The 18,260-nt window shown below is 73.4% G+C and carries 15 protein-coding genes; 8 read left to right on the forward strand and 7 right to left on the reverse strand.

Annotated elements, in window-relative coordinates; all coding sequences use genetic code 11:
- Positions 1-3 precede the first annotated feature (3 nt).
- Both AOA12_RS03770 and AOA12_RS03775 read right to left on the reverse strand, forming a co-directional pair.
- Positions 4-1,011 (reverse strand): DUF6492 family protein, encoded by a 1,008-nt coding sequence (locus AOA12_RS03770; protein WP_054680373.1) that lies wholly within the window; start codon positions 1,009-1,011, stop codon positions 4-6.
- Positions 1,008-2,270 carry a YveK family protein gene (locus AOA12_RS03775; protein ID WP_054680375.1) on the reverse strand — a complete coding sequence of 421 codons (1,263 nt, stop codon included), beginning with the start codon at positions 2,268-2,270 and terminating at the stop codon, positions 1,008-1,010. Before AOA12_RS03775 ends, AOA12_RS03770 begins: the two co-directional genes overlap by 4 nt.
- A gap of 229 nt (positions 2,271-2,499) precedes the next feature.
- On the opposite strand from AOA12_RS03775, the gene AOA12_RS03780 reads away from it, so the two are divergent.
- Together AOA12_RS03780 and AOA12_RS03785 are read left to right on the forward strand one after the other, a co-directional pair.
- Complete coding sequence (locus AOA12_RS03780; RefSeq protein ID WP_054680380.1) at positions 2,500-3,384, forward strand: glycosyltransferase family 2 protein; 885 nt, start codon at positions 2,500-2,502, stop codon at positions 3,382-3,384.
- Positions 3,381-4,538 carry a polysaccharide pyruvyl transferase family protein gene (locus AOA12_RS03785; protein WP_054680382.1) on the forward strand — a complete coding sequence of 386 codons (1,158 nt, stop codon included), beginning with the start codon at positions 3,381-3,383 and terminating at the stop codon, positions 4,536-4,538. The genes AOA12_RS03780 and AOA12_RS03785 overlap by 4 nt, the downstream gene beginning before the upstream one ends.
- On the opposite strand, the gene AOA12_RS03790 is transcribed toward AOA12_RS03785, so the two are convergent.
- The 4 genes from AOA12_RS03790 to AOA12_RS03805 all read right to left on the reverse strand — a co-directional run bounded on the left by AOA12_RS03790 (position 4,522) and on the right by AOA12_RS03805 (position 9,807).
- Positions 4,522-6,639 (reverse strand): hypothetical protein, encoded by a 2,118-nt coding sequence (locus AOA12_RS03790; RefSeq protein WP_054680385.1) that lies wholly within the window; start codon positions 6,637-6,639, stop codon positions 4,522-4,524. The genes AOA12_RS03785 and AOA12_RS03790 overlap by 17 nt on opposite strands.
- Positions 6,636-7,763: an acyltransferase family protein gene (locus AOA12_RS03795; protein ID WP_054680389.1), complete on the reverse strand. Its 1,128-nt coding sequence runs from the start codon at positions 7,761-7,763 to the stop codon at positions 6,636-6,638. Before AOA12_RS03795 ends, AOA12_RS03790 begins: the two co-directional genes overlap by 4 nt.
- 77 nt (positions 7,764-7,840) lie before the next feature.
- The gene (locus AOA12_RS03800) at positions 7,841-8,863 is read right to left on the reverse strand and encodes a glycosyltransferase family 4 protein (RefSeq protein ID WP_054680392.1); all 1,023 of its coding nucleotides are present in this window, start codon (positions 8,861-8,863) and stop codon (positions 7,841-7,843) included.
- A complete protein-coding gene (locus tag AOA12_RS03805; RefSeq protein WP_054680395.1) occupies positions 8,860-9,807 on the reverse strand; it encodes a glycosyltransferase in 948 nt (315 codons plus the stop codon). The genes AOA12_RS03800 and AOA12_RS03805 overlap by 4 nt, the downstream gene beginning before the upstream one ends.
- 184 nt (positions 9,808-9,991) lie before the next feature.
- Between AOA12_RS03805 and AOA12_RS03810 the strand changes: the two genes are divergently transcribed.
- The 4 genes from AOA12_RS03810 to AOA12_RS03825 all read left to right on the forward strand — a co-directional run bounded on the left by AOA12_RS03810 (position 9,992) and on the right by AOA12_RS03825 (position 14,494).
- The gene (locus tag AOA12_RS03810; RefSeq protein WP_082405907.1) at positions 9,992-11,086 is read left to right on the forward strand and encodes a glycosyltransferase; all 1,095 of its coding nucleotides are present in this window, start codon (positions 9,992-9,994) and stop codon (positions 11,084-11,086) included.
- Positions 11,083-12,312 carry a polysaccharide pyruvyl transferase family protein gene (locus AOA12_RS03815; protein WP_054680402.1) on the forward strand — a complete coding sequence of 410 codons (1,230 nt, stop codon included), beginning with the start codon at positions 11,083-11,085 and terminating at the stop codon, positions 12,310-12,312. The genes AOA12_RS03810 and AOA12_RS03815 overlap by 4 nt, the downstream gene beginning before the upstream one ends.
- Before the next feature lie 147 nt (positions 12,313-12,459).
- Positions 12,460-13,551, forward strand: a complete 1,092-nt coding sequence (locus tag AOA12_RS03820) for an acyltransferase family protein (RefSeq protein WP_197281048.1) — start codon at positions 12,460-12,462, stop codon at positions 13,549-13,551.
- 4 nt (positions 13,552-13,555) lie between these two features.
- Positions 13,556-14,494, forward strand: a complete 939-nt coding sequence (locus AOA12_RS03825) for an alpha/beta hydrolase (RefSeq protein WP_054680408.1) — start codon at positions 13,556-13,558, stop codon at positions 14,492-14,494.
- A gap of 34 nt (positions 14,495-14,528) precedes the next feature.
- Here the strand turns inward: AOA12_RS03825 and AOA12_RS03830 are convergent, their stop codons facing one another.
- Complete coding sequence (locus AOA12_RS03830) at positions 14,529-15,527, reverse strand: glycosyltransferase family 2 protein (RefSeq protein ID WP_054680411.1); 999 nt, start codon at positions 15,525-15,527, stop codon at positions 14,529-14,531.
- A gap of 257 nt (positions 15,528-15,784) precedes the next feature.
- Between AOA12_RS03830 and AOA12_RS03835 the strand changes: the two genes are divergently transcribed.
- A complete protein-coding gene (locus tag AOA12_RS03835; protein WP_054680415.1) occupies positions 15,785-16,711 on the forward strand; it encodes a hypothetical protein in 927 nt (308 codons plus the stop codon).
- Between the two features lie 54 nt (positions 16,712-16,765).
- Positions 16,766-18,250: a sugar transferase gene (locus AOA12_RS03840; RefSeq protein ID WP_231637171.1), complete on the forward strand. Its 1,485-nt coding sequence runs from the start codon at positions 16,766-16,768 to the stop codon at positions 18,248-18,250.
- Positions 18,251-18,260 lie beyond the last annotated feature (10 nt).

The following is an 18,260-nucleotide window of genomic DNA, read 5'->3' on the forward strand; positions in this document are numbered from 1 at the left end:
GGCTCATCCCTCTCTCGCGGCGGCCTGTGCGAGCGCGGCGCGCGGCGCGCGCCCGCCCCGGGCCGGCAGCTTCGCGCGTGCGCGCAGCAGCGCCGTCTGCACCAGGCGGTTGATCCGGAAGCGTCGCAGGAACCCGCGGGCCTCGCGCGGCGAGGCGAACAGGCCGTGGCTCACCCAGAGCGCCGCGAGGGCGTCCGCAGCGGGGCGGGGGAGGTCGGCGAGGGCGTTGCGGTGCGCGCTGAGCAGGGGGACGCGCTCGTCGTCGAGCCGCTCGCGCACGTCGTCGACGTGCGCGAGCGAGTTGCGGCGCGGCCAGAGCACGGGGCAGAAGACCTGCTGCACGTCGAAGACCGCGTCGATCGTGGCGCCGTCGCGCAGCGCCCAGGCCGTGTAGAGGAAGAACTCGGTGAGGCCCGCGCGCACGAACTCGTCGGCGAAGGGCGATCCGCTGCGTTCCTCGACCTCGGCGATCGTGCGCCGCACGCGCGCCGTGTCGAACACGAACGGCGTGACCGTCGCGGTGAAGTCGCGCACGAGCGCGCCGGGCTCCAGACCCGTGTACGCGAGCACGGTCTCCAGCTGCGGGCGCAGCGGGTGCTCCTCGTAGGAGTAGGTGTTCACGCGCGCACGCCCGTCCGCCGACACGAAGAAGTCGGGCGCGGGCGTGCGGACGAAGTGGTTCTTCGCGTCGAGCGCCACGTAGTGGTCGGTGTCGACGAGCGCGCTCACGGCGAGCTTGAGCACCTGCTGCACGACCCAGCCCTTCGCCGCGGGCACGTCGACGAGGTCCGCCGGCCGCACGACGCGCAGCCGCGGCGCGTGGTCGCCCAGCTCGCCCGCGATGCGCCGGCGGTCGGCCGGGCTCAGGCCGCGCGCCGTGTTGTCGATCACGATGTAGCGCGCGATCCGTTCGGCGGGCACGTGCGCGCGCAGCGAGCGGGCCTGCAGCAGCAGCAGGGGGATCTCGACCTCGAAGACGACGGTCACGACGCTCACCGCGCGCGTCGTCATGACGACAGCACCTCCGCGCGCACGTCGGCGGGCGCGTCCTCCAGGAACGGGCCCCAGCGCAGCTCGCCCGCACGCCGCACCGACGTGACGACGACGCCCGCGAACTCCTCGCCCGCGAACCGCAGCGCCTCGCGGGCTCCGCGCACGTCGGTGAGGGGCGTGCGGCGGTCGGCCACGAGCACGGTCGCGTCGAGGCCGCCGGCGACGGCGAGCGCGTCGGCCGACGCCGAGACGGGATCGACGAGCCACAGCACGAGGTCGTGCGACTGCTCGACCTCGTCGCGTGCGGCTCGAACGCCGCCGGCGGAGAGGGGGGATGCCGCGGCGCCGCCCCCGCGGCGCAGCACGGTGCCGTCGCCGGCGTAGCGCCCGCCGTCCGCGTGCGACACGAGGTCGACGACGCCCACGCGCACCCCGTCGGCCTGCAGCGCGGCGGTCACCCGCTCCGCGACGGCGCGCACGTCGTCGCCGGGGCGGGCGGTCGTCAGGGCGATCGAGCGGGTTCCGTTCGCGCGCGCGAGCCGGCCGAGCCGTGCGGCGAGCCAACGGGTGCGTGCGCGCCCGCTCGTGTCCTCGACGTCGCCCGCCGGCGTGCCGAGCGCGGCGACGAGCGGACCGCCGGCCTCCGCCGCGAGCCGGTCGGGCGACCCGGCCTGGCGCGAGACGAGCGCCACGATGTAGGCGGCGAGGCTGCCGAACACGACGCCCACGATCACGCCGATCGCGAAGATCGCCGGCAGGTTCGGCTTCGAAGGGGTGGCGGGCGTCTTGGGCGCCTCGAGCGGGGTGGCCGCGACGTGGAACGGCACGCCCGCGGTGTCGCGGTCGAGCGAGCCGATGTAGGCGCGCGCGACCGATTCGACGATCGTCTGGGAGTCCTGGGGCGAGGCGCTCGTGGCCGTCAGCGACACGATCGGCGAGTTGGTGACCGTCGTCGCGTCGATCGTGGCGGCGAGCTGCGGGCGGCTCCACGACAGCGACAGCTCGTCGAGCACGGTCTGCAGGTTCGCGTCGCTCTTGACCACGGTCGGGGCGAGCGCCGCCTCGGCCACCGCGAACTGGTTGCCCTTGACGATCTGGTTGACGGTCGGCGCCTCCAGCTCGGAGGCCGCATACACGTAGAGCCGCACCGTCGACTCGTACTCGCGCGGTGTGACGAGACCCACGATCGCCGAGGTCGCGATCGCTATGAGGAACACTCCGAGAGCCAGCGGCCACCTCGCCACCACATCGCGCCAGGTGGGACCGCCCGCCGTCACGATCGCCGCTCGTTTCGGGCGTGAGACCTCAAGTGCTGCATGCCGGTCATGATAGGCAGGCCCGAAAGACGCAAACGAAACAGGAACATTTCGGGTTGGAAAACGTTTCGTGCGAACCGCCCCCCGGCCGTTTCGCGCCGCGCGGCCGGTTGTATCGTGTGGACAAGTAATGGTGCTCGCCGGCGGGGCAAGCGCCATCGGCGGGCCGCGACTGCCAGTGGAGCCGAACGTGACGATCAGCTGCGTGATCCCGACACATGACCGCAACGACTTCCTGCGCGAGAGCCTGGAGTCGATCGGCGCGCAGACCCTGCCGCCGCTCGAGGTGATCGTCGCGTCCGACATCCCGAACCCCGAGGCCGAGCGGATCACGCACGAGTTCTCGCAGCGGTCGGGCATCGAGGCGCGCTTCGTCGACAACTCCGCGGGCGCGGGCGCCTCGTCGTCCCGCAACGCGGGGGCCGCCGTCGCGCGCGGCGACCTGCTCGCGTTCCTCGATGACGACGACCTGTGGAGGCCCGGCTACCTCGAGCAGGCGTCCGCGGCGATGACGCGCGACGACGTCGACCTGGTCGTGACCTGGATCTCCAAGTTCTCGGGCGACGTCGTGCAGGACGGCGCCAACATGCCGCCCGGTCTGAGCCACACGCGGGTCGCCGCGGTCAACCCCGGCGCCACGGGATCGAACGTGCTGCTGCGCCGTTCGGCCTTCGACGACGTCGGCGGGTACGACATCGGGCTGCCGGTGCGCAACGACACCGACTTCCTCTACCGCTTCCTCGCCGCGGGCAAGACCTACGCGGTCGTCTCCGCGCGCAACGTGCTGCAGCGCAAGCACGACCGCGGCCAGCTGATGAGCCTCACCGAGGCGCGGGCGCGCGGCACCGAGCTCTATCTCGCGAAGCACGGCGCCTCGCTGCGCCTGCGCGACCGCAACCGCATCCGCGGGTCGATCCACCGCATCCGGTTCCACTCGTCGAGAACGCTCCCGGCCAAGCTGAAGCACGCGTTCCTCATCGTGGTCCTGAGCCCCGTCGACATCATGACCCTGTTGCGTGACATCAAGCACCGCCGGATGGTGCTCGTCCGGCCGCTGGAGGAGAGGACATCGTGAGCAGCAAGAGACCGCTGGCGCTCGTCGTCGGAGCGAACTTCGAGAACCAGGGCGCGAACCTCATGCTCCTGCGCGTGCGCGACAAGCTCGCCGAGTGGGGCTGGGACGTCGTGCTCGACTACAGCACGGGCACGCCCGAGCAGCGCGCGCAGTACGGCGTGCGCACGCTCGCGCCCCGCAAGGTCGAGCGCAACGCGCCGTGGGCCGACCTGAGCGTGCTCAACGGCGTGCTGCCCTCGCGCCTGCGCTTCGTGTACCCGCGCGAGATCTCCGCCGTGCTCGACATCTCGGGGTTCCGCTACGCCGACCAGTGGACGCGGCTCAACCTCGAGGGCTCGGCGCGCCGCCTCGAGGCGTGGTCGCAGCGCGGCCGCGCCGTCGTCATGCTGCCGCAGGCGTTCGGCCCCTTCGAGGAGACCGCCGACCCGGCCCGCACGCTGCTCGGCTCGTGCGCCGTCATCTACGCGCGCGATCCCGACTCGTACCGCTACCTCAGCGAGCTGGCCACGGCGTCGGGCCTCGACGGCGCGAACATCCGGCAGTCGCCCGACTTCACGGCGGAGCAGGCCGGGCGGGCGCCGGCGGGTCTGCAGCATCTCGCGGGGGCGGTTCCGCTCGTGCCCAACTGGAACATCCGGGAACGGCTGCTCGGCAACGACACCGACGCGTACCTCGACGTGCTCGAGGCGTTCGTGACCGAGGTCAGGGCCGCCGGCCTCACCCCCTACGGCCTGTCGCACGAGGGCGATCGCGACCTCGCCATCCTCACCGCGCTGCGCGAGCGCACGGGCGACCTCGAGCTCGTCAGCGGTCTCCGCGAGCTGGAGCTGAAGGCCCTCATCGGCTCGGCGCACGTCGTCGTGTCGGGCCGGTTCCACGCCGTGTCGAGCGCGCTCGCGCAGAGCGTGCCGACGCTCGTGCACTCGTGGAGCCACAAGTACGCGTGGATGGGCGCCGACTACGGTGTGCGCGAGTTCGTCGTCGACCCCGCCCGCCCCGCACACGAGCAGGTCGAGGTGCTGCGCGGGCTGCTGGCCCGCCGCGAGGAGGTGTCGCAGACCATCCGGGCGGCGTCCGAGACCGTCGAGGCCTCGGTCGCGCGCATGTGGGACGACCTCGACGGCATCCTGAGGAGCGTCACTGCAGCACGGTGATGCCCGCGTTCGCGCCGGATAAGGGCAGGTTGATCGCGATCGCGCCGGGGGCGGAGAGCACGTCGACGCCGCGCACCGCGATCGAGGCGACCGGCTGGTGGTTGGCGACCGAGACGCCGCGGATCATCGCCGTCGTCGTGCCCGACGAGATGACGCGCACGCCGTCGATCGTCTCGATGCCGCCGACGTAGATCTGGTCGGGCGCCACGCTGTGCGGCTTGTACCCCGGCGACGTCGCCACGAACCGGCTGACGGCGGCGTTGTCGGTGTCGCGCAGGATGCCGACGACGTTCGCCAGGCGGATCGGCTTCCGCGAGTGCAGGCACGTCGCGTAGAACATCATCTGGCGACCGCTCGACGTCACGTCCTCCACCTCGAGGGTCAGCCCCTCGACGTCCCAGCGGGTGTCGGGGTGCTGGCCCTCGATGAGGTTCATCGGGAACTCGGTGTTCGGCGGATGGCCGAGGTGGAAGTGCCGCACCGCCGCGCTGACGCGGCGCATCGTGACGAGGCCGACCTGCCAGTTGTGGGTCCAGCCCAGGGCGCCCGCGCGCTCGAGGATCGAGTACTCGCCGCGGTCGACGCCGTCGCTCGTCGTGCCGTCGATGAGCGACGAGCTGTCCTCGATGGTGAGGAACGCGAGCGGGTAGATGTCGCCGCGCTGCACCCCGGTCGACGGATCGACGTCGCCGTCGCGGTCGTAGAAGATGTCGATCGGCGAGCCGCGGAAGCTCTGCTTGACGGCGCCCGGACGGATCGCGTCGCCCGTGACGACGTTGCGGTAGTTGCGGATCGTCACGCGCGTCTGAGAGGGGTACTGCGGACGCTGCGAGTACCGGATGATGATGCCGGCGCGGTTCGCGTTGACCGACACCATGTTCTCGACGAGCACCTCGCGGAACCCGCCGATCTCCAGCGAGTCGTCGCCGATGTTCGTGACCGCGATGTTGCGCACGGTCGCCGAGCCGCCGACGATGTTGCCGCCCACGTACACCGAGCAGTGCATGCGCGCCCGCTGGTAGTGCGTGTCCTGGGTATGGATCACGTCGTCGATCTCGATGCCGTCCATCCAGATCGAGTAGTGCCGGCCGACGTACGCGACCACCCCGACCGCGAGGGCCGTGTTGTGCGTGCGCACCTGCGAGATGCGGATGTCGGTCATCCACGTCCAGCCGTTCGCGTAGGCGGTCTGGCGGCTCCAGTACGTGTCGAGCGACCAGTTCTGCCACATGCTCACCCACGGGTGCGTCAGCCCGTTGGCGAGGGGGTTCGCCTCGGCCTCGCGCACGTGCACGGTGCTGAACCAGATCGCCGACGACTCGCCCGACTTGTCCGCGACGCCGAAGACGTCGATGTCGCGGATCTCGATGTTCTGCACGCACACGTACGTCTGCCGCGTCGACCACGCGGGGACGGTGCCGATGACGATGTGGCCGTTGCCCGTCGTGAAGTTGTTGTCCACGGCGAAGCCCGTGAACGTGAAGTTGCGGAAGATCGCGGGCTCGGCGGGCCGTTCGGCGCGCACCGTGGCGGTCGTGCCCGCGGGTGAGTAGCTCATGCCGAGGTCGACCCATTCGACGCCCGTGTCGGTGTCGATGTAGAACAGGTTCCTCGCCGCGTTGTCCTGCAGCCGGATCACCGACGCACGGTTCCAGCCGCCCGCGCCGCGGAAGTGGATGCTGCCCATGAGGTTGACCCGCAGCCCGAATCCCATCTCCTTGGGATAGAGCGCCTTGGGCGTGCGGTCGGACTCGCGCACGATGGGGACGCGCTCCCAGGCCTGCGTGCTGCCGATGCGCCCGACGCCCGGCGGGATCACGAACTCGACGTCCTCGCCGTCGGCGGCGAGCGCGTGCGCGGCGTCGAGCGCGGCCTGGAAGGCGGGGCGGATGTCCGAGACGCCGGTCCACGTCTCGCCCGGTGCGAGATGGTCGCGCGGGTCGACGGTCGCGGTCGTCGCGGCCGCCGCCGGGAGCGCGGCGTACGACGACGCGAGCAGGCTCGCGACGGGGACGGCGGTCGCGCTCAGCGCGAGGAACGTCCGTCGCGTGACCCTGACGCCTCTGTCGTTCTCGTCGTCCTTGTCGCCCGCTCTGCTCATCCTGACCTCCTCGTGGAGGAACCAGTAGAACACGTCGCGTCGAGTCGCGAAAGCGGGGTCGGCCGCAACAACCGCTCGAGCGGTCGCTCGACGATGCGATGCAGCATCCATGCGGCGACGACCGATGCGCCGAGCGCCGCCGCGAGCAGCGCCCAGCGCACGGCGGGCACGGGTGCCCCGGGCGAGGCCTCCGCCTGGTCGACCCAGTCGAGCCCGCCGGCGACGGAGAACACCGCGATGAGCACCATCGCGTGCAGCAGGTAGAAGCAGTACGACCAGACGCCCAGCTCGACGAACGGCCGCCGGCGGAGGAGGCTGGGCGACCCTCGCAGATCGGCCGTGGCGAGCGCGCCGATGAGCACGACGAAGGGGAGGAGCGTCACGGCGTAGCGGCTGAGCGCGTACGGCGCGAGCGCGGCGACGCCGCAGCCCGCGGCGGCCAGCGCGAACGCGCACCACAGCGGCACCGGCATCCGCAGCCCGCGCCGGAAGGCGATGCCGAGCACCACGCCGATCACGAACTCCATGAGGCGCAGCGGCGGGAAGAGCACGAGGAGCCACCGCGTGAGGTCCGTCGCCGGCGCGCCCGAGAGGGCCAGCGCCGTGCCGAGGCTCGCGAGGGCGGCGCCCGACCCGACGAGCACGAGCGTCGGCGCCGTGCGATGCGCCAGGAGCCGGTGGATCCACGGGAAGAGCAGGTAGAAGAACGCCTCGCACGACAGGCTCCAGAACACGGCGCTGCCGGCGAAGTAGGCGATCCGCAGCGGCACCCACGCCTGCAGCAGCGTCGGCGGGAGCAGCACGTCCCAGAGCGACACCGTCCCGCCCACGGTGCCGACCGCGAGCGAGACCAGCCACGCGGCGAGGAACGCCGGGTAGATGCGCGCGAAGCGCCGCCGGTAGTACAGCGCCGCACGGTCGGCGGGGCCCGCCGACCACGCCATCACGAAGCCGCTGAGCAGGAAGAAGAGCGAGACGCCCGCCATGCCCGCGGCGAAGAGGCCGAGCCCGCCCTCGCCCAGATAGTGGATGCCGTGGTAGCCGAACACCAGGAGGGCGGCGAGGAACCGCACGCCGGTCAGGGAGTCGAGCCGGGGCGTCGCGGTCGGGGGCGGCGCAGTCATAGGCCTCAGTATCGGGTTGCGCCGTTACGCAGGGGTTGCGGGCAGCGGTCGATCTGTGTGCGACCGCGGGTCGCGGCTCAGCGCGCCGCGCCGTCGCGCGCCGCGAGCCATTCCCGTTCGACGCGCGGGAACACGACGTCGGCGGCGTACGTCGACGTCACGCGCGCGTGCGCGCGGACCGCGTGCTCCTCCCAGGCGCCGTCCGTCGTCGCCGCCGACAGCGCGCGCGTCAGGGCGGCCAGGTCGCCGGCGTCGACGAGCATCCCCGCGCCGTCGGCGAGGGCCTGCGGGGTGCCGCCGACGCGCGTCGCGACGACGCACGTCCACCGCGCCATCGCCTCGAGCACGAACATCGGCAGGCCCTCGCGGTACGACGGCAGGCACGCGACGCGCGCGCGGTCGAGCAGGGCCAGCAGCTCGTCGTGCGGGATCGCGCCGAGGTAGTCGACGTCGGGCGCCGCGCGGTCGACGACGGCCTCGTCGACGATAGGGCCGGCGAACACGAGGCGGTGGCCGCGGCGGTCGTCGAGGTCCCGCCATGCCCGCACGAGCAGGTCGGCGCCCTTGCGCGGCCCCACCTCGCCGCCGAACACGACGAGGGCCTCCGTGTCGCGCCGGGGCGCCGGGTCGACGGCGTTCGGCAGCAGCGTGACGACGAGGCCGGGGGCGACGGCCCGGGCCATCGCGGCGGTCTCGGCGTTCAGCGCGAGCGCGCGGCGGGCGCGGCGCAGCACGGCGCCGACGAGCGCGGGATGCCGCTCCGCGAACTCGACGAAACGGCTGCCGTGCAGCTGGGCGACCGTCGCGACGCCGCGCAGGCGCGCGAGCAGCAGGACCGCCCCCTCGCGCACGAACGAGCCGCCCTCCGAGAGGTGGCACACGACGACGTCGTGCCGGCGGCTCGGCCGCGTCGCGACCGTCGCCAGGGCGCGGGCGAAGAGGGCGAGGCGCCGCGGCCACGACCCGTCGCCGTGGCTCGCGACGCCGCGCTGGGTCGTCGCGAACGACGGCCAGCCGAGATAGGCGCGGATGACCTGGCTCATGCCGCCCGGCGCCGGCTCGACCTGGCCGACGTGCCAGATCGTGGGCGCGCGCGTCACCCCGGCTCCCAAGCGGGCGGCTCGACGAGCGCGTCGATGCGGAACGCCGTCGCGTCCGTGATCGTCGCGGCATCCAGCTCCGTCGTCTCGCGCACGACGGCCAGCCCGCGCTCGGCGAGCAGCGCGCCGAGCTGCGCCTGATGGTCGTCGGCGTGCTCGCCGCGGCTCGACCGGCGCACGAGCACGACGGGGTGGTGGCCCGCGTCGAACAGCATCATGAGCGTGCCGACGCCCGCGTGGCAGACCACGATGTCGCTGCGCGCGATGAAGGCGCTCATCTCCTCAGGGCTCACCGTCGTGTGCGCCTCGCCCGGCAGATCGTGCCGCGTCGTGGCGCCGAGCTGCCAGATCGTGCGCTCGTCGGCGAGGCCGGTCGCGAGCACGGCGTCGACGGCACTGTCGAACCGGTAGCCCTCGATCGTGCCGAGCGTGACGAGGATGCGAGGCCGGTCGGTCGCCCGTCCCGGGTCGGGCACGCGCTGATAGTTGCCGAGCACGCCGGGATGCACCTGCCACCGTCCGCGCGCCCACGCCGGATGCTGCGTGCGCAGCTCGCACGCGTGCAGCACCGACAGGATCGACCCCGTGAGCGACGGGCCCGACACGCGCGCGACGCTCTCGATGTAGAGCGCGCGCATGCCGCGCAGGCGTGCCTGGGGGAGCGCCGCGAGGGCGATGCCCGCCCCCGTGCTGACAACGAGGTCGAACCGCTCGCGGCGCAGGATGCGCGTGAACTGCGGGATCGCGCGCAGCACGCCGACGGGATCCCGCGGGCGCACGTAGCGCACGAACTCCACCCGGCGTCCCGACAGCAGCGACCTCGTCTGGGGCGTGTCGAAGGTGACCCACAGCGAGTCGTCCGTGGGCTCGATGTGCGGGAGCAGGCGCAGCAGCTCGCTGACGTGACCCCCCGACGAAGCGACGAACAGCGTGCGTCGAGGCATGCTCACGCTCACTGTCGTTTCCGAGGTCACCGGACCTCCCCTCTGCCGCACTCACGTTATCCAGGGAGGTGATCGGTTTCGTTACGAGGAGTTTTCTATCGGGTGATATTGTCTGCTACCGCTCGGCCACACCGGCGTCGGCGAGAGGTGACTCGAATCGGTCGGTGGGAGAGGCGGACGCGACATGCAGCGACATCGGGTGGTCTTCGCGGTCACATCGCTGCGCGGCGGCGGAGCCGAGGCGGTCGGCGTGGCATGGGCGAACGGGCTGGCCGCGGCCGGCTGGCGCGTGCGGGTCGTCGCCCTCTCCGACACCGAGGGCGCCGAGCGGCTCGACCCCGCCGTCGAGCTCGTCGACGCGAGCGCGCACCCGCACGGCGGCCGGGCGCGACGCGTCGCCCGCGAGGCCGACGATCTCGGCGCCGCGGCCGTCGTGGCCCTGCAGACCTACCCCGACCTCGTGGCGCTCGCCGCGCGGCTCGGCCGGCGTCGCACGCCGTGGGCCGTCGTCGTGACCGAGCACAACCTCATCTCGCTGGGCCTCGCCGGGTCGTCGCTCCCGCACCGCGTCAAGATCCGCCTCGCGAAGCTGTCGTACCGGTTCGCCGACCACGTCGTGGCCTGCTCGCACCCCGTCGCGGCCGAGCTCGTCGCGGCCTTCGGCGCGCGGGCCGGCCGCTGCTCGGTCGTGCTCAACCCCGCGCTCGCGGAGCCGGCCGGCGCGCGGGTCGCCCGGCAGCCCGGCGGCGACCGCATCGACGTCGTGCTCGCGGGACGGCTCGTCGCGCAGAAGCGCCCGCTCGTCGCCGTCGACGTCGTCGCCGCGCTGCGCGAGGAGGGCCGCGACGCGCGGCTCGTGCTGATCGGCGCGGGCCCGCTCGGCGCCGACGTGCGCGCCGCGGCGCGGGCCGCCGGCATCCCCGTCGTCGACCACGGCTGGCTCGCCGACTGGCCCGCCGCGCTGACCCCGCACTCCGTGCTGCTGCTCGCATCGGCCCGCGAGGGGCTCGGCAACGTGCTCGTCGAGGCGGCCGCGCGCGGTGTGCCCAGCGTCGCCCCCTCGACCGCGCTCGGCGTGGCGGATGCCGTCGTGCCCGGTGTCACGGGCGTGCTCGCGGCCGCGGGCGACGCGCGCAGCCTCGCGGACGCCGTCGCCGAGGCGGCGACGCTGCCGATGACCGAGGTGCCCCGATGGCTCGAGCGCTTCACGGCGGAGGCGAGCAGCCGCGCGCTCGGCGAGGTCGTCGAGGCGGCGGCGCAGCGGCGGGGCGCACGATGATCGGCGGCATCCTCTGGCGCGCGCGGCGGCTCGCCGAGGACGCGTGGCTCGGCACCGGCATCCCGCGCCGCCGCGCCCTCGCCGCGGTCGCCGCCGGGCTCGCGCCCGCCGATCCGCGCGCGCCGCGCGCGCACGTGCTCCTCTGCGCCCCGGGCGGCGGGAACATCGGCGACCAGGCGATGTTCGAGGCGTTCGTCGACGGGGTCGACGGGCCCGTCGTCGCCCTCGTGCGCGGCGTCGACGACGTGCGGGTGAGGGACGACCATCGCGACCGCGTCACCGTCGTGCCGATGCCCGCGCTCGTCTACGGCACGGGGGCCGCCCGGCGCGGCGCGCTCGCCGCGTTCGCCCGCGTGCTCGCGGCGGCGCGGTCGTTCTCGGTCGTCGGCGCCGACATCATGGACGGGCACTACAACACCCGCGCATCGGTGGCGCGCGCCGTGCTCGCCGAGGCCGCCGCGCGCGCCGGCGTCGATGCCCGCGTGCTCGGGTTCAGCTGGAACGGCCGGGCGCGCCGCGCCGCGCGCCGCGCCGTCGCGCACGCGGGAGCGCGCGGCGTGCGACTGCTCGCGCGCGACCCGCGTTCCGCGCAGCGGCTCATGGATGACCGCGTGTCGCGCGTGCGCACCGTCGCCGACCTCGTGTTCGCGGCCGACGCGGTCGGCGCCGTGCCGGCCGGGATCGTCGCCGCGGGCCGGCCGTACGCCCTCGTCAACGCGAGCGCCCTCGTCGCGCGCCGGCTCGACCTCGTCGACGACTACGTCGACCTCGTCCGCGCGCTCGCCGACGAGGTCGACGTCGTGCTCGTGCCGCACGTGTCGCGCCCGAACGACGACGACATCGACGTGTGCCGGCGCATCCACGCGCGGGCCGGCGACGCGCGCGTCAGGCTCGTCGACGAGCTGCTCGCCCCCGCGGACGTGCGCGCGCTCGCCCGCGGCGCGCAGGTCGTCGTGACCGGCCGCATGCACCTGGCCGTCATCGCCCTCTCGCAGGGCGTGCCGGCGATCGTGCTGAACACGCAGGGCAAGGTCGACGGGCTCGCCGACATGTTCGGCCGGCCCGAGCTGTGCCTCGCGCCGCAGCGCGGCTTCGCCGTCGCGGCGATCGCCTCGGCGCGACGCGAGCTGTCGCCGCCGGGCCCCCTGCGGCAGGCCGTGGACGAGCGCCTGCCGCACGTGCGCGCGCTCTCCCGGCGCAACACCGAAGGGTTGAGGGAGCCGTAGCGTTCGCGACACAGCGCGTTAACGTGCGGCGCCTAGCCTGATCGCACGATCGTCCGGACGCATCCGCGCGTCCGCCAGGCCGCCCCGGGAGGCGACCGCCTCGGGAAGTCCCACACCCCGGAAGACCCCGCACCTCGGGAGGTCGCAGTGACCACGCCATCGCCACCGCTTGCCCGATGGGTGCGCCGCGATGTCGGGACGAAGGCGTGGGTCGCGTTCGCGAAGGGCCTCGCGATCCTGCTCGTCGTGCTCTACCACACGATGATCTACTTCAGCAGCGAGGGCGTCTGGGGGCTGCCGGGCCGGCTCAAGGTGATCCTCGACCTGTTCCCCATGCCCGTCTTCATGCTGCTCGCGGGCCTGTTCGCGCCGCGATCGCTCACGTGGTCGTTCGCCGACCTCTGGCGCCGCCGCATCCTCCCCATCGCCTACCTGTACGTGCTGTGGTCGCTCTTCCGGTTCGCGTTCTTCTTCGCGTTCCCCGACCTGAACGCGCACATCGGGCACGAGAGGTCCCGCGACCCGTGGGGCCTCGTGGAGATCGTCACAGGCCCGTCGAGCATCTACTGGTTCCTCTACGCGATGCTCCTCTTCATCGTCGCGGCGTGGCTGCTGCGCCGCGTGCCGCCGCTCGTGCAGATCATCCCGGCGGCCGTGCTGGCGGCGCTCATCACGAGCGGCTGGATCACGAGCGGCACCGTGGTGTGGGACCGCGTGGGCGGGCTCTTCGTGTTCTATCTCGTCGGGCTGCACTACGCGTCCCGCCTCAGCTCGTTCGTCATCCGGTCGAACACGCGGCAGCTGCTCCTCGCCGTCGGCGCGTTCGCCGTGACGGGCGGCGCGCTGTACGTGCCGTTCGTCGCGCAGGTGCCGTTCGCGGCGCTGGTCGCCCAGGCGGCCGCGGTCGTCGCCGGCCTGCTGGCGTCCAAGCAGCTCGTCCGGCTGCGGCCGCTCGGGTTCGTGTCCGACCTCGGCGACACGAGCATGCAGATCTACGTGCTGCACCTCTACGTCGTGGCCGTGCTGACGTTCGTGCTCGGCCTCTTCGCCGCGCCCGGCTGGCCCGTGCTCGTCCAGTCGGCCACGCTGTTCGCGGGCACCGCGATCGTTGTCGTCGCGACGCGGCAGCTCATCCGGCTCACGGGACGGTGGAAGTGGCTCTACATCCCGCCGCCCTCGTGGCTGTCGAGCCGCCGGCGCACCGCCGCCGCCCGCCCCGCCGCAACCGATCCGGAGTGATGCGATGACCCACGGCCCCCTCGCCCGCCTTCCCCGTGCCGGCGCCGCGCTCGCGCTCGCCGCCGCCCTGCTCGCGTGCGGCGGCTGCGCCTACACCGCGCCGCCGCCCGCGCCGTCGATCACGCCGCCCGTCGTGACGCCCGCCCCGACCCGGCTCGTCGTCGAGAAGGAGGACGTCGTCTACCGCACGATCGGCGACGTCGAGCTGAGCGCCCGCGCCTGCTTCGCGCCGGACGCGCCGTCGCCCCGCCCCACGCTCCTGCTCATCCACGGCGGCGGCTTCGTCGCCGGCTCGCCCTCGGCGATGTACGCGCTGTGCGAGGATGCCGCGGCGCAGGGCTACGCCGCCTTCGCGATCGAGTACCGCCTCGTCCCGGAGTCCACGTACCCCGCCCAGGTCGAGGACGCCGCGGCCGCCGTGGAATGGCTGCGGCAGCCCGCGCAGCTCGACCGGTACGGCGTCGACCCCGATCACATCGGGGTGCTGGGAAGCTCCGCGGGCGCGATCATCGCGGCATCCCTGGGCGTCGACGGCGAGGGCCCGCTCACGGAGGGAGCGCGGGTCGCCGCGGTGGCCGCGCTGTCGCCCGTCGCCGACATGACCGACACGGGGCTCACGCTCGGCACGGCCGCGCCCGAGGCGGCGGCGACCATCCTCGCCTACCTCGGATGCGAGCGGGCGGGCACCACGGCGTGCCCCGCCTCGGTGCCGGCATCCCCCGTCACGCACGTCGACGCGAGCGACGCGCCGATGCTGCTGCTGGCCGGCGAGTCGGAGATCGTGCCGTGGCAGCAGCCCGACGCGCTCCGCGCGCGGCTCGAGTCCGCCGGCGTCGCCGCGGAGCTCGTGGTCGAGCCCGGCGCCTCGCACGGCCAGCAGCTCCTCACGCCCGACAACGTCGCCCGCGTCTTCGCCTTCTTCGAGCAGCACCTCCGCGGGTAGCCGCGACGTCGCGACGGCCGTCCGCACCGTGCCGTCAGGCGCGCCCGATCCGCGCGCGGCGGCGCTGCAGGCGCAGGTACAGCTCGTAGAGCGGGGGAGCGTGCCGGGCGGCGAGCCCGAGCGCCCACGTGCGCCGGTCGCCCCGGCGCCGGGCCGCGGCGATGCGCTCCGGGTGCGCCTCGTCGCGGGTGCGCCGCCGGATCTCCGCGCGGCCGCGGGCGTCGAGCCCGGGCGACAGCAGGTCCTCGGCGCTCGGCAGCACGATGCTGCGCAGGTCGTAGTGGTCGAGCCCGTCGCGCAGCGCGCCGTCGCGATCGACCTCGGCCGCGACCTCGTGCGTGATCTCCTGCACCGCGCGCAGCGACGCGTGCTTGGGGCGCCCCGCCCGCACGAGCGACCCCGGACGCTGCACGTAGCGGTAGACGACGGCCGGCACCAGCGCGACCGACGCGGCGCGGCCGAGCAGCTGGGCGACGAGCGCCTGGTCGGAGTGCACGGTCGTGCGGGCGAACGTCACCGAGGCGAGCAGCTCGCGCGCGATGAGCTTGTTCCACAGGAAGCCCGTGATGTCGTCGCGCAGGAACCGCGAGAACGCCGCACGGCCGTCGAGCACCGTCGGGGCGCGGAACCCCTCGACGGGCTTGATGCGCCCGGCCGGCGTCAGGTACTCGGCCTGCGCGACGACGATCGCGGCGTCGGCGTTGTGGGCCGCGGCGAGCAGCGTGCGCAGGGCGTCGGCGGGCCAGCGGTCGTCCACGTCGACGAACCACACGAAGCGCCCGCGCGCGTGCGCGGCGCCGAGCTCCCGCGCCGCGGCGACGCCGGCCGACGCGGGGGTGCGCACGACGCGCACCGACGGATGCCGGCGCTGCAGCGCCCGCGCGATCGACAGCGTCGCGTCGTTCGACGCGTCGTCGACGACGACGATCTCGGTGTCCGCCGTCGCCGCCGCGAGCGCCTGGTCGATCGCGGCCACGAGGTGCTCGGCGCCGTTGCGCACCGGGATGACGATGGTCGCATCGAGCTGCGTCATGGGTCTCTCCCGCGTCTCTCCGGCCGCCGCTCGCGCGGCGCGACGCGACCCACGGTAGGGCCGCCACACGACGAGTCGGTTACATCGCCGAATCCCTCGGATGTCAATTCGGCCGGTGAGGTAAACCCGCGTTAATTCCGTGTGAAATGTCCTCCGGAGGTCCTGGACGCCGCGCGACCGCCCCCTACTCTGGCATCCGGGGGTCAGGTGTTAAGGGGTGCCGCCGCTTGTCGAGGGCGGCACCGCGAAAGGACGCAATGGAACCCTCACGCACGCCTTCCGTCTCCCGCCGCACGGTCCTCACGGGTGCCGTGGCGGGGACCCTCGCCGCGCTCGTGCCGATCTCGACGGCGGCTGCGGCGCCCAACTACTCGGTGATCCCCCTGCTCGCGGGGGAGACGCGGCGCGACGACACGCACGTGACGGCGAACGGCACCGCCTACGAGGCGATCGACGTGAGCATCCAGGGCGATCTCGCGCGCCTCTTCATCCCCCACTCCGTGCTGCCGCGGCTGTCGACCGGCGTGCCGGTCGTGTGGTTCTACCACGCGAACGGCAGCCGCTACACGGCGCTCAGCAGCGCCTTCCAGTGGCCCGCCGAGCGTCTCGTCGAGCTCGGCGCGGTCTGCATCTGCCCCGACTACGGCGGCGCGAGCGCGTGGACGAGCAGCATCGCCATCCGCGCGCAGAAGAACGCCATCGCCTACGTGAACGGTCTCGGCCGGGTGTCGGTCAGCCTGCTGCGGGCGAACTCGGGCGGCGGCTCGCTCATGACGCTGGCCTACGGCAACCGCTGGCTCCCCGCCCAGCGCGGGATGTACCTCGCGAGCGCGACCTACGACATGGAGGATCTCGCGATCCGCGACCGGGCCCGCTTCGAGCCCGTGTACGCCCCCGACCTCGCCGCGGCGGGCGGCGACCTGTGGGCGCTGGCCCCGCAGAACGCCGCGCGCCTGCCGCAGTCGGCGTGGACGGGCGCCCGCATCCGCGTCGCCGCCGCGACGAACGACCTCGTCGTGCCCGCCGACAAGCACGGGCTCGCGCTCATCGCACGGGCCAACCCGGTCGCGGCGGAGGTGTCCTCGCGCACGTTCGTCACCCCCGCGGGCGTGGGGGTGAACGGCCACTATGTGCCCGATTGGGTCAACGGCGACATGATCACAACGTTCCAGTCCTGGCTCTGACCACGAGTCGTCTTCACGAAGGTGGAGGTTCGTATGCAGATGATAGGAGACACGGTGGCTGAGGCGCTGCCGCACGTCCACGCCGTTCGCGATGCGCGGCGCCCGAAGCCGGCCGCGTGGCCGCAGGTGTACGGTCGCATCCTCGTCGCGTCCGACCTGCTGGTCATGACGATGGTCATGACCCTGGCGGTGTTCGCGGCGGGCCTGTTCGGGGCGAGCTCCGCGACGAGGTCGATCGCGCACGGGCCCGCGGGCGTCGCGCTGGGCATCGGCTGCGTCGTCGTGTGGATGCTCATGCTCACGATCTCGGGCAGCCGTTCGCCGCGCGTCGTCGGCACGGGGGTCACCGAGTACCGTCGCGTGCTGCGCTCGACGTTCGTGGTGTTCGGCGCGCTGGCGCTCGTCGCCTACGTCGTGCCCGTCGACGGGCTGCGGGGCTTCCTCTTCGTCGCCTTCCCGACGGGCGTGATCGGCCTCGTGCTCAGCCGCTGGATGGCGCGGCAGTGGCTCGCGGCCAAGCGGCGGGCCGGGGAGATGTCGCACCGGGTCGTGTTGGTGGGGTCGGAGAAGTCCATCGCGAAGACCGCGAGCGACCTGCGCCGGTCGCCCTCGGCGGGCCTGCGCGTCGTGGGCGCCTGCACGTCCAGTGGGCAGGTCGCGGGCGAGATCCCGGGCCTGGAGGGGATCCCCGTCTCGGGCTCGCTCGACCGGCTCATCGAGGCGCTCGAGGTGACCGGTGCCGACACGGTCGTCATCACGAGCGCGAACGAGCTCTCGGCCGACGCCGTGCGCGAGCTGAGCTGGAAGCTTGAGCCGGGCCGGCAGCACCTCATCGTCGCGCCCAGCCTCACCGACATCGGCGGCCCGCGCATCCACACCCGGCCCGTCGCCGGGGTGCCCCTCATCCACGTCGAGACCCCGCGCTACGACGGCGGCAAGCTCTACGCCAAGCGGCTCTTCGACATCGTCTCGTCCGGCGCGCTCATCATCCTGCTCGCGCCGCTGCTCGTCGCGATCGCGATGATCGTGCGGCTGAGCACGCCCGGCACGGTGCTGTTCCGCCAGGAGCGCATCGGGCTGAAGGGCCGGCGCTTCCACATGCTGAAGTTCCGCTCCATGTACATGGACGCCGAGGAGCGCCTCGCCGAGCTGGAGGACGCCGAGCGGGACAAGGGCAACGCCGTCATGTTCAAGATGAAGGACGACCCGCGGGTCACCCCCATCGGCAAGGTGCTGCGCCGTTTCAGCCTCGACGAGCTGCCGCAGCTGTTCAACGTGCTCTTCGGCTCGATGTCGCTCGTGGGGCCGCGGCCGCCGCTGCCGCGCGAGGTCGAGCAGTACTCGCAGTTCGTGCATCGCCGGTTCCTGGTGAAGCCCGGCATCACGGGCCTCTGGCAGGTGAGCGGGCGCTCGAACCTCGACTGGGACGAGACCGTGCGCCTCGACCTCTTCTACGTCGAGAACTGGACGATGACGGGCGACCTCGTCATCCTGCTCAAGACGGTGCGCGCCGTCGTGGCGAGCGACGGCGCCTACTGACCGCTCCGGC

This window comes from Microbacterium sp. No. 7, from assembly GCF_001314225.1.
GTDB lineage: Bacteria > Actinomycetota > Actinomycetes > Actinomycetales > Microbacteriaceae > Microbacterium.

Excerpts from the sequence above, each read along its gene's own strand:
- AOA12_RS03795 (WP_054680389.1), bottom strand. The coding sequence starts at position 7,763 with ATGACTGCGCCGCCCCCGACCGCGACGCCCCGGCTCGACTCCCTGACC.
- AOA12_RS03825 (WP_054680408.1), top strand. The coding sequence starts at position 13,556 with ATGACCCACGGCCCCCTCGCCCGCCTTCCCCGTGCCGGCGCCGCGCTC.
- AOA12_RS03805 (WP_054680395.1), bottom strand. The coding sequence starts at position 9,807 with ATGCCTCGACGCACGCTGTTCGTCGCTTCGTCGGGGGGTCACGTCAGC.
- AOA12_RS03830 (WP_054680411.1), bottom strand. The coding sequence starts at position 15,527 with ATGACGCAGCTCGATGCGACCATCGTCATCCCGGTGCGCAACGGCGCC.
- AOA12_RS03835 (WP_054680415.1), top strand. The coding sequence starts at position 15,785 with ATGGAACCCTCACGCACGCCTTCCGTCTCCCGCCGCACGGTCCTCACG.
- AOA12_RS03810 (WP_082405907.1), top strand. The coding sequence starts at position 9,992 with ATGCAGCGACATCGGGTGGTCTTCGCGGTCACATCGCTGCGCGGCGGC.
- AOA12_RS03790 (WP_054680385.1), bottom strand. The coding sequence starts at position 6,639 with ATGAGCAGAGCGGGCGACAAGGACGACGAGAACGACAGAGGCGTCAGG.
- AOA12_RS03770 (WP_054680373.1), bottom strand. The coding sequence starts at position 1,011 with ATGACGACGCGCGCGGTGAGCGTCGTGACCGTCGTCTTCGAGGTCGAG.
- AOA12_RS03815 (WP_054680402.1), top strand. The coding sequence starts at position 11,083 with ATGATCGGCGGCATCCTCTGGCGCGCGCGGCGGCTCGCCGAGGACGCG.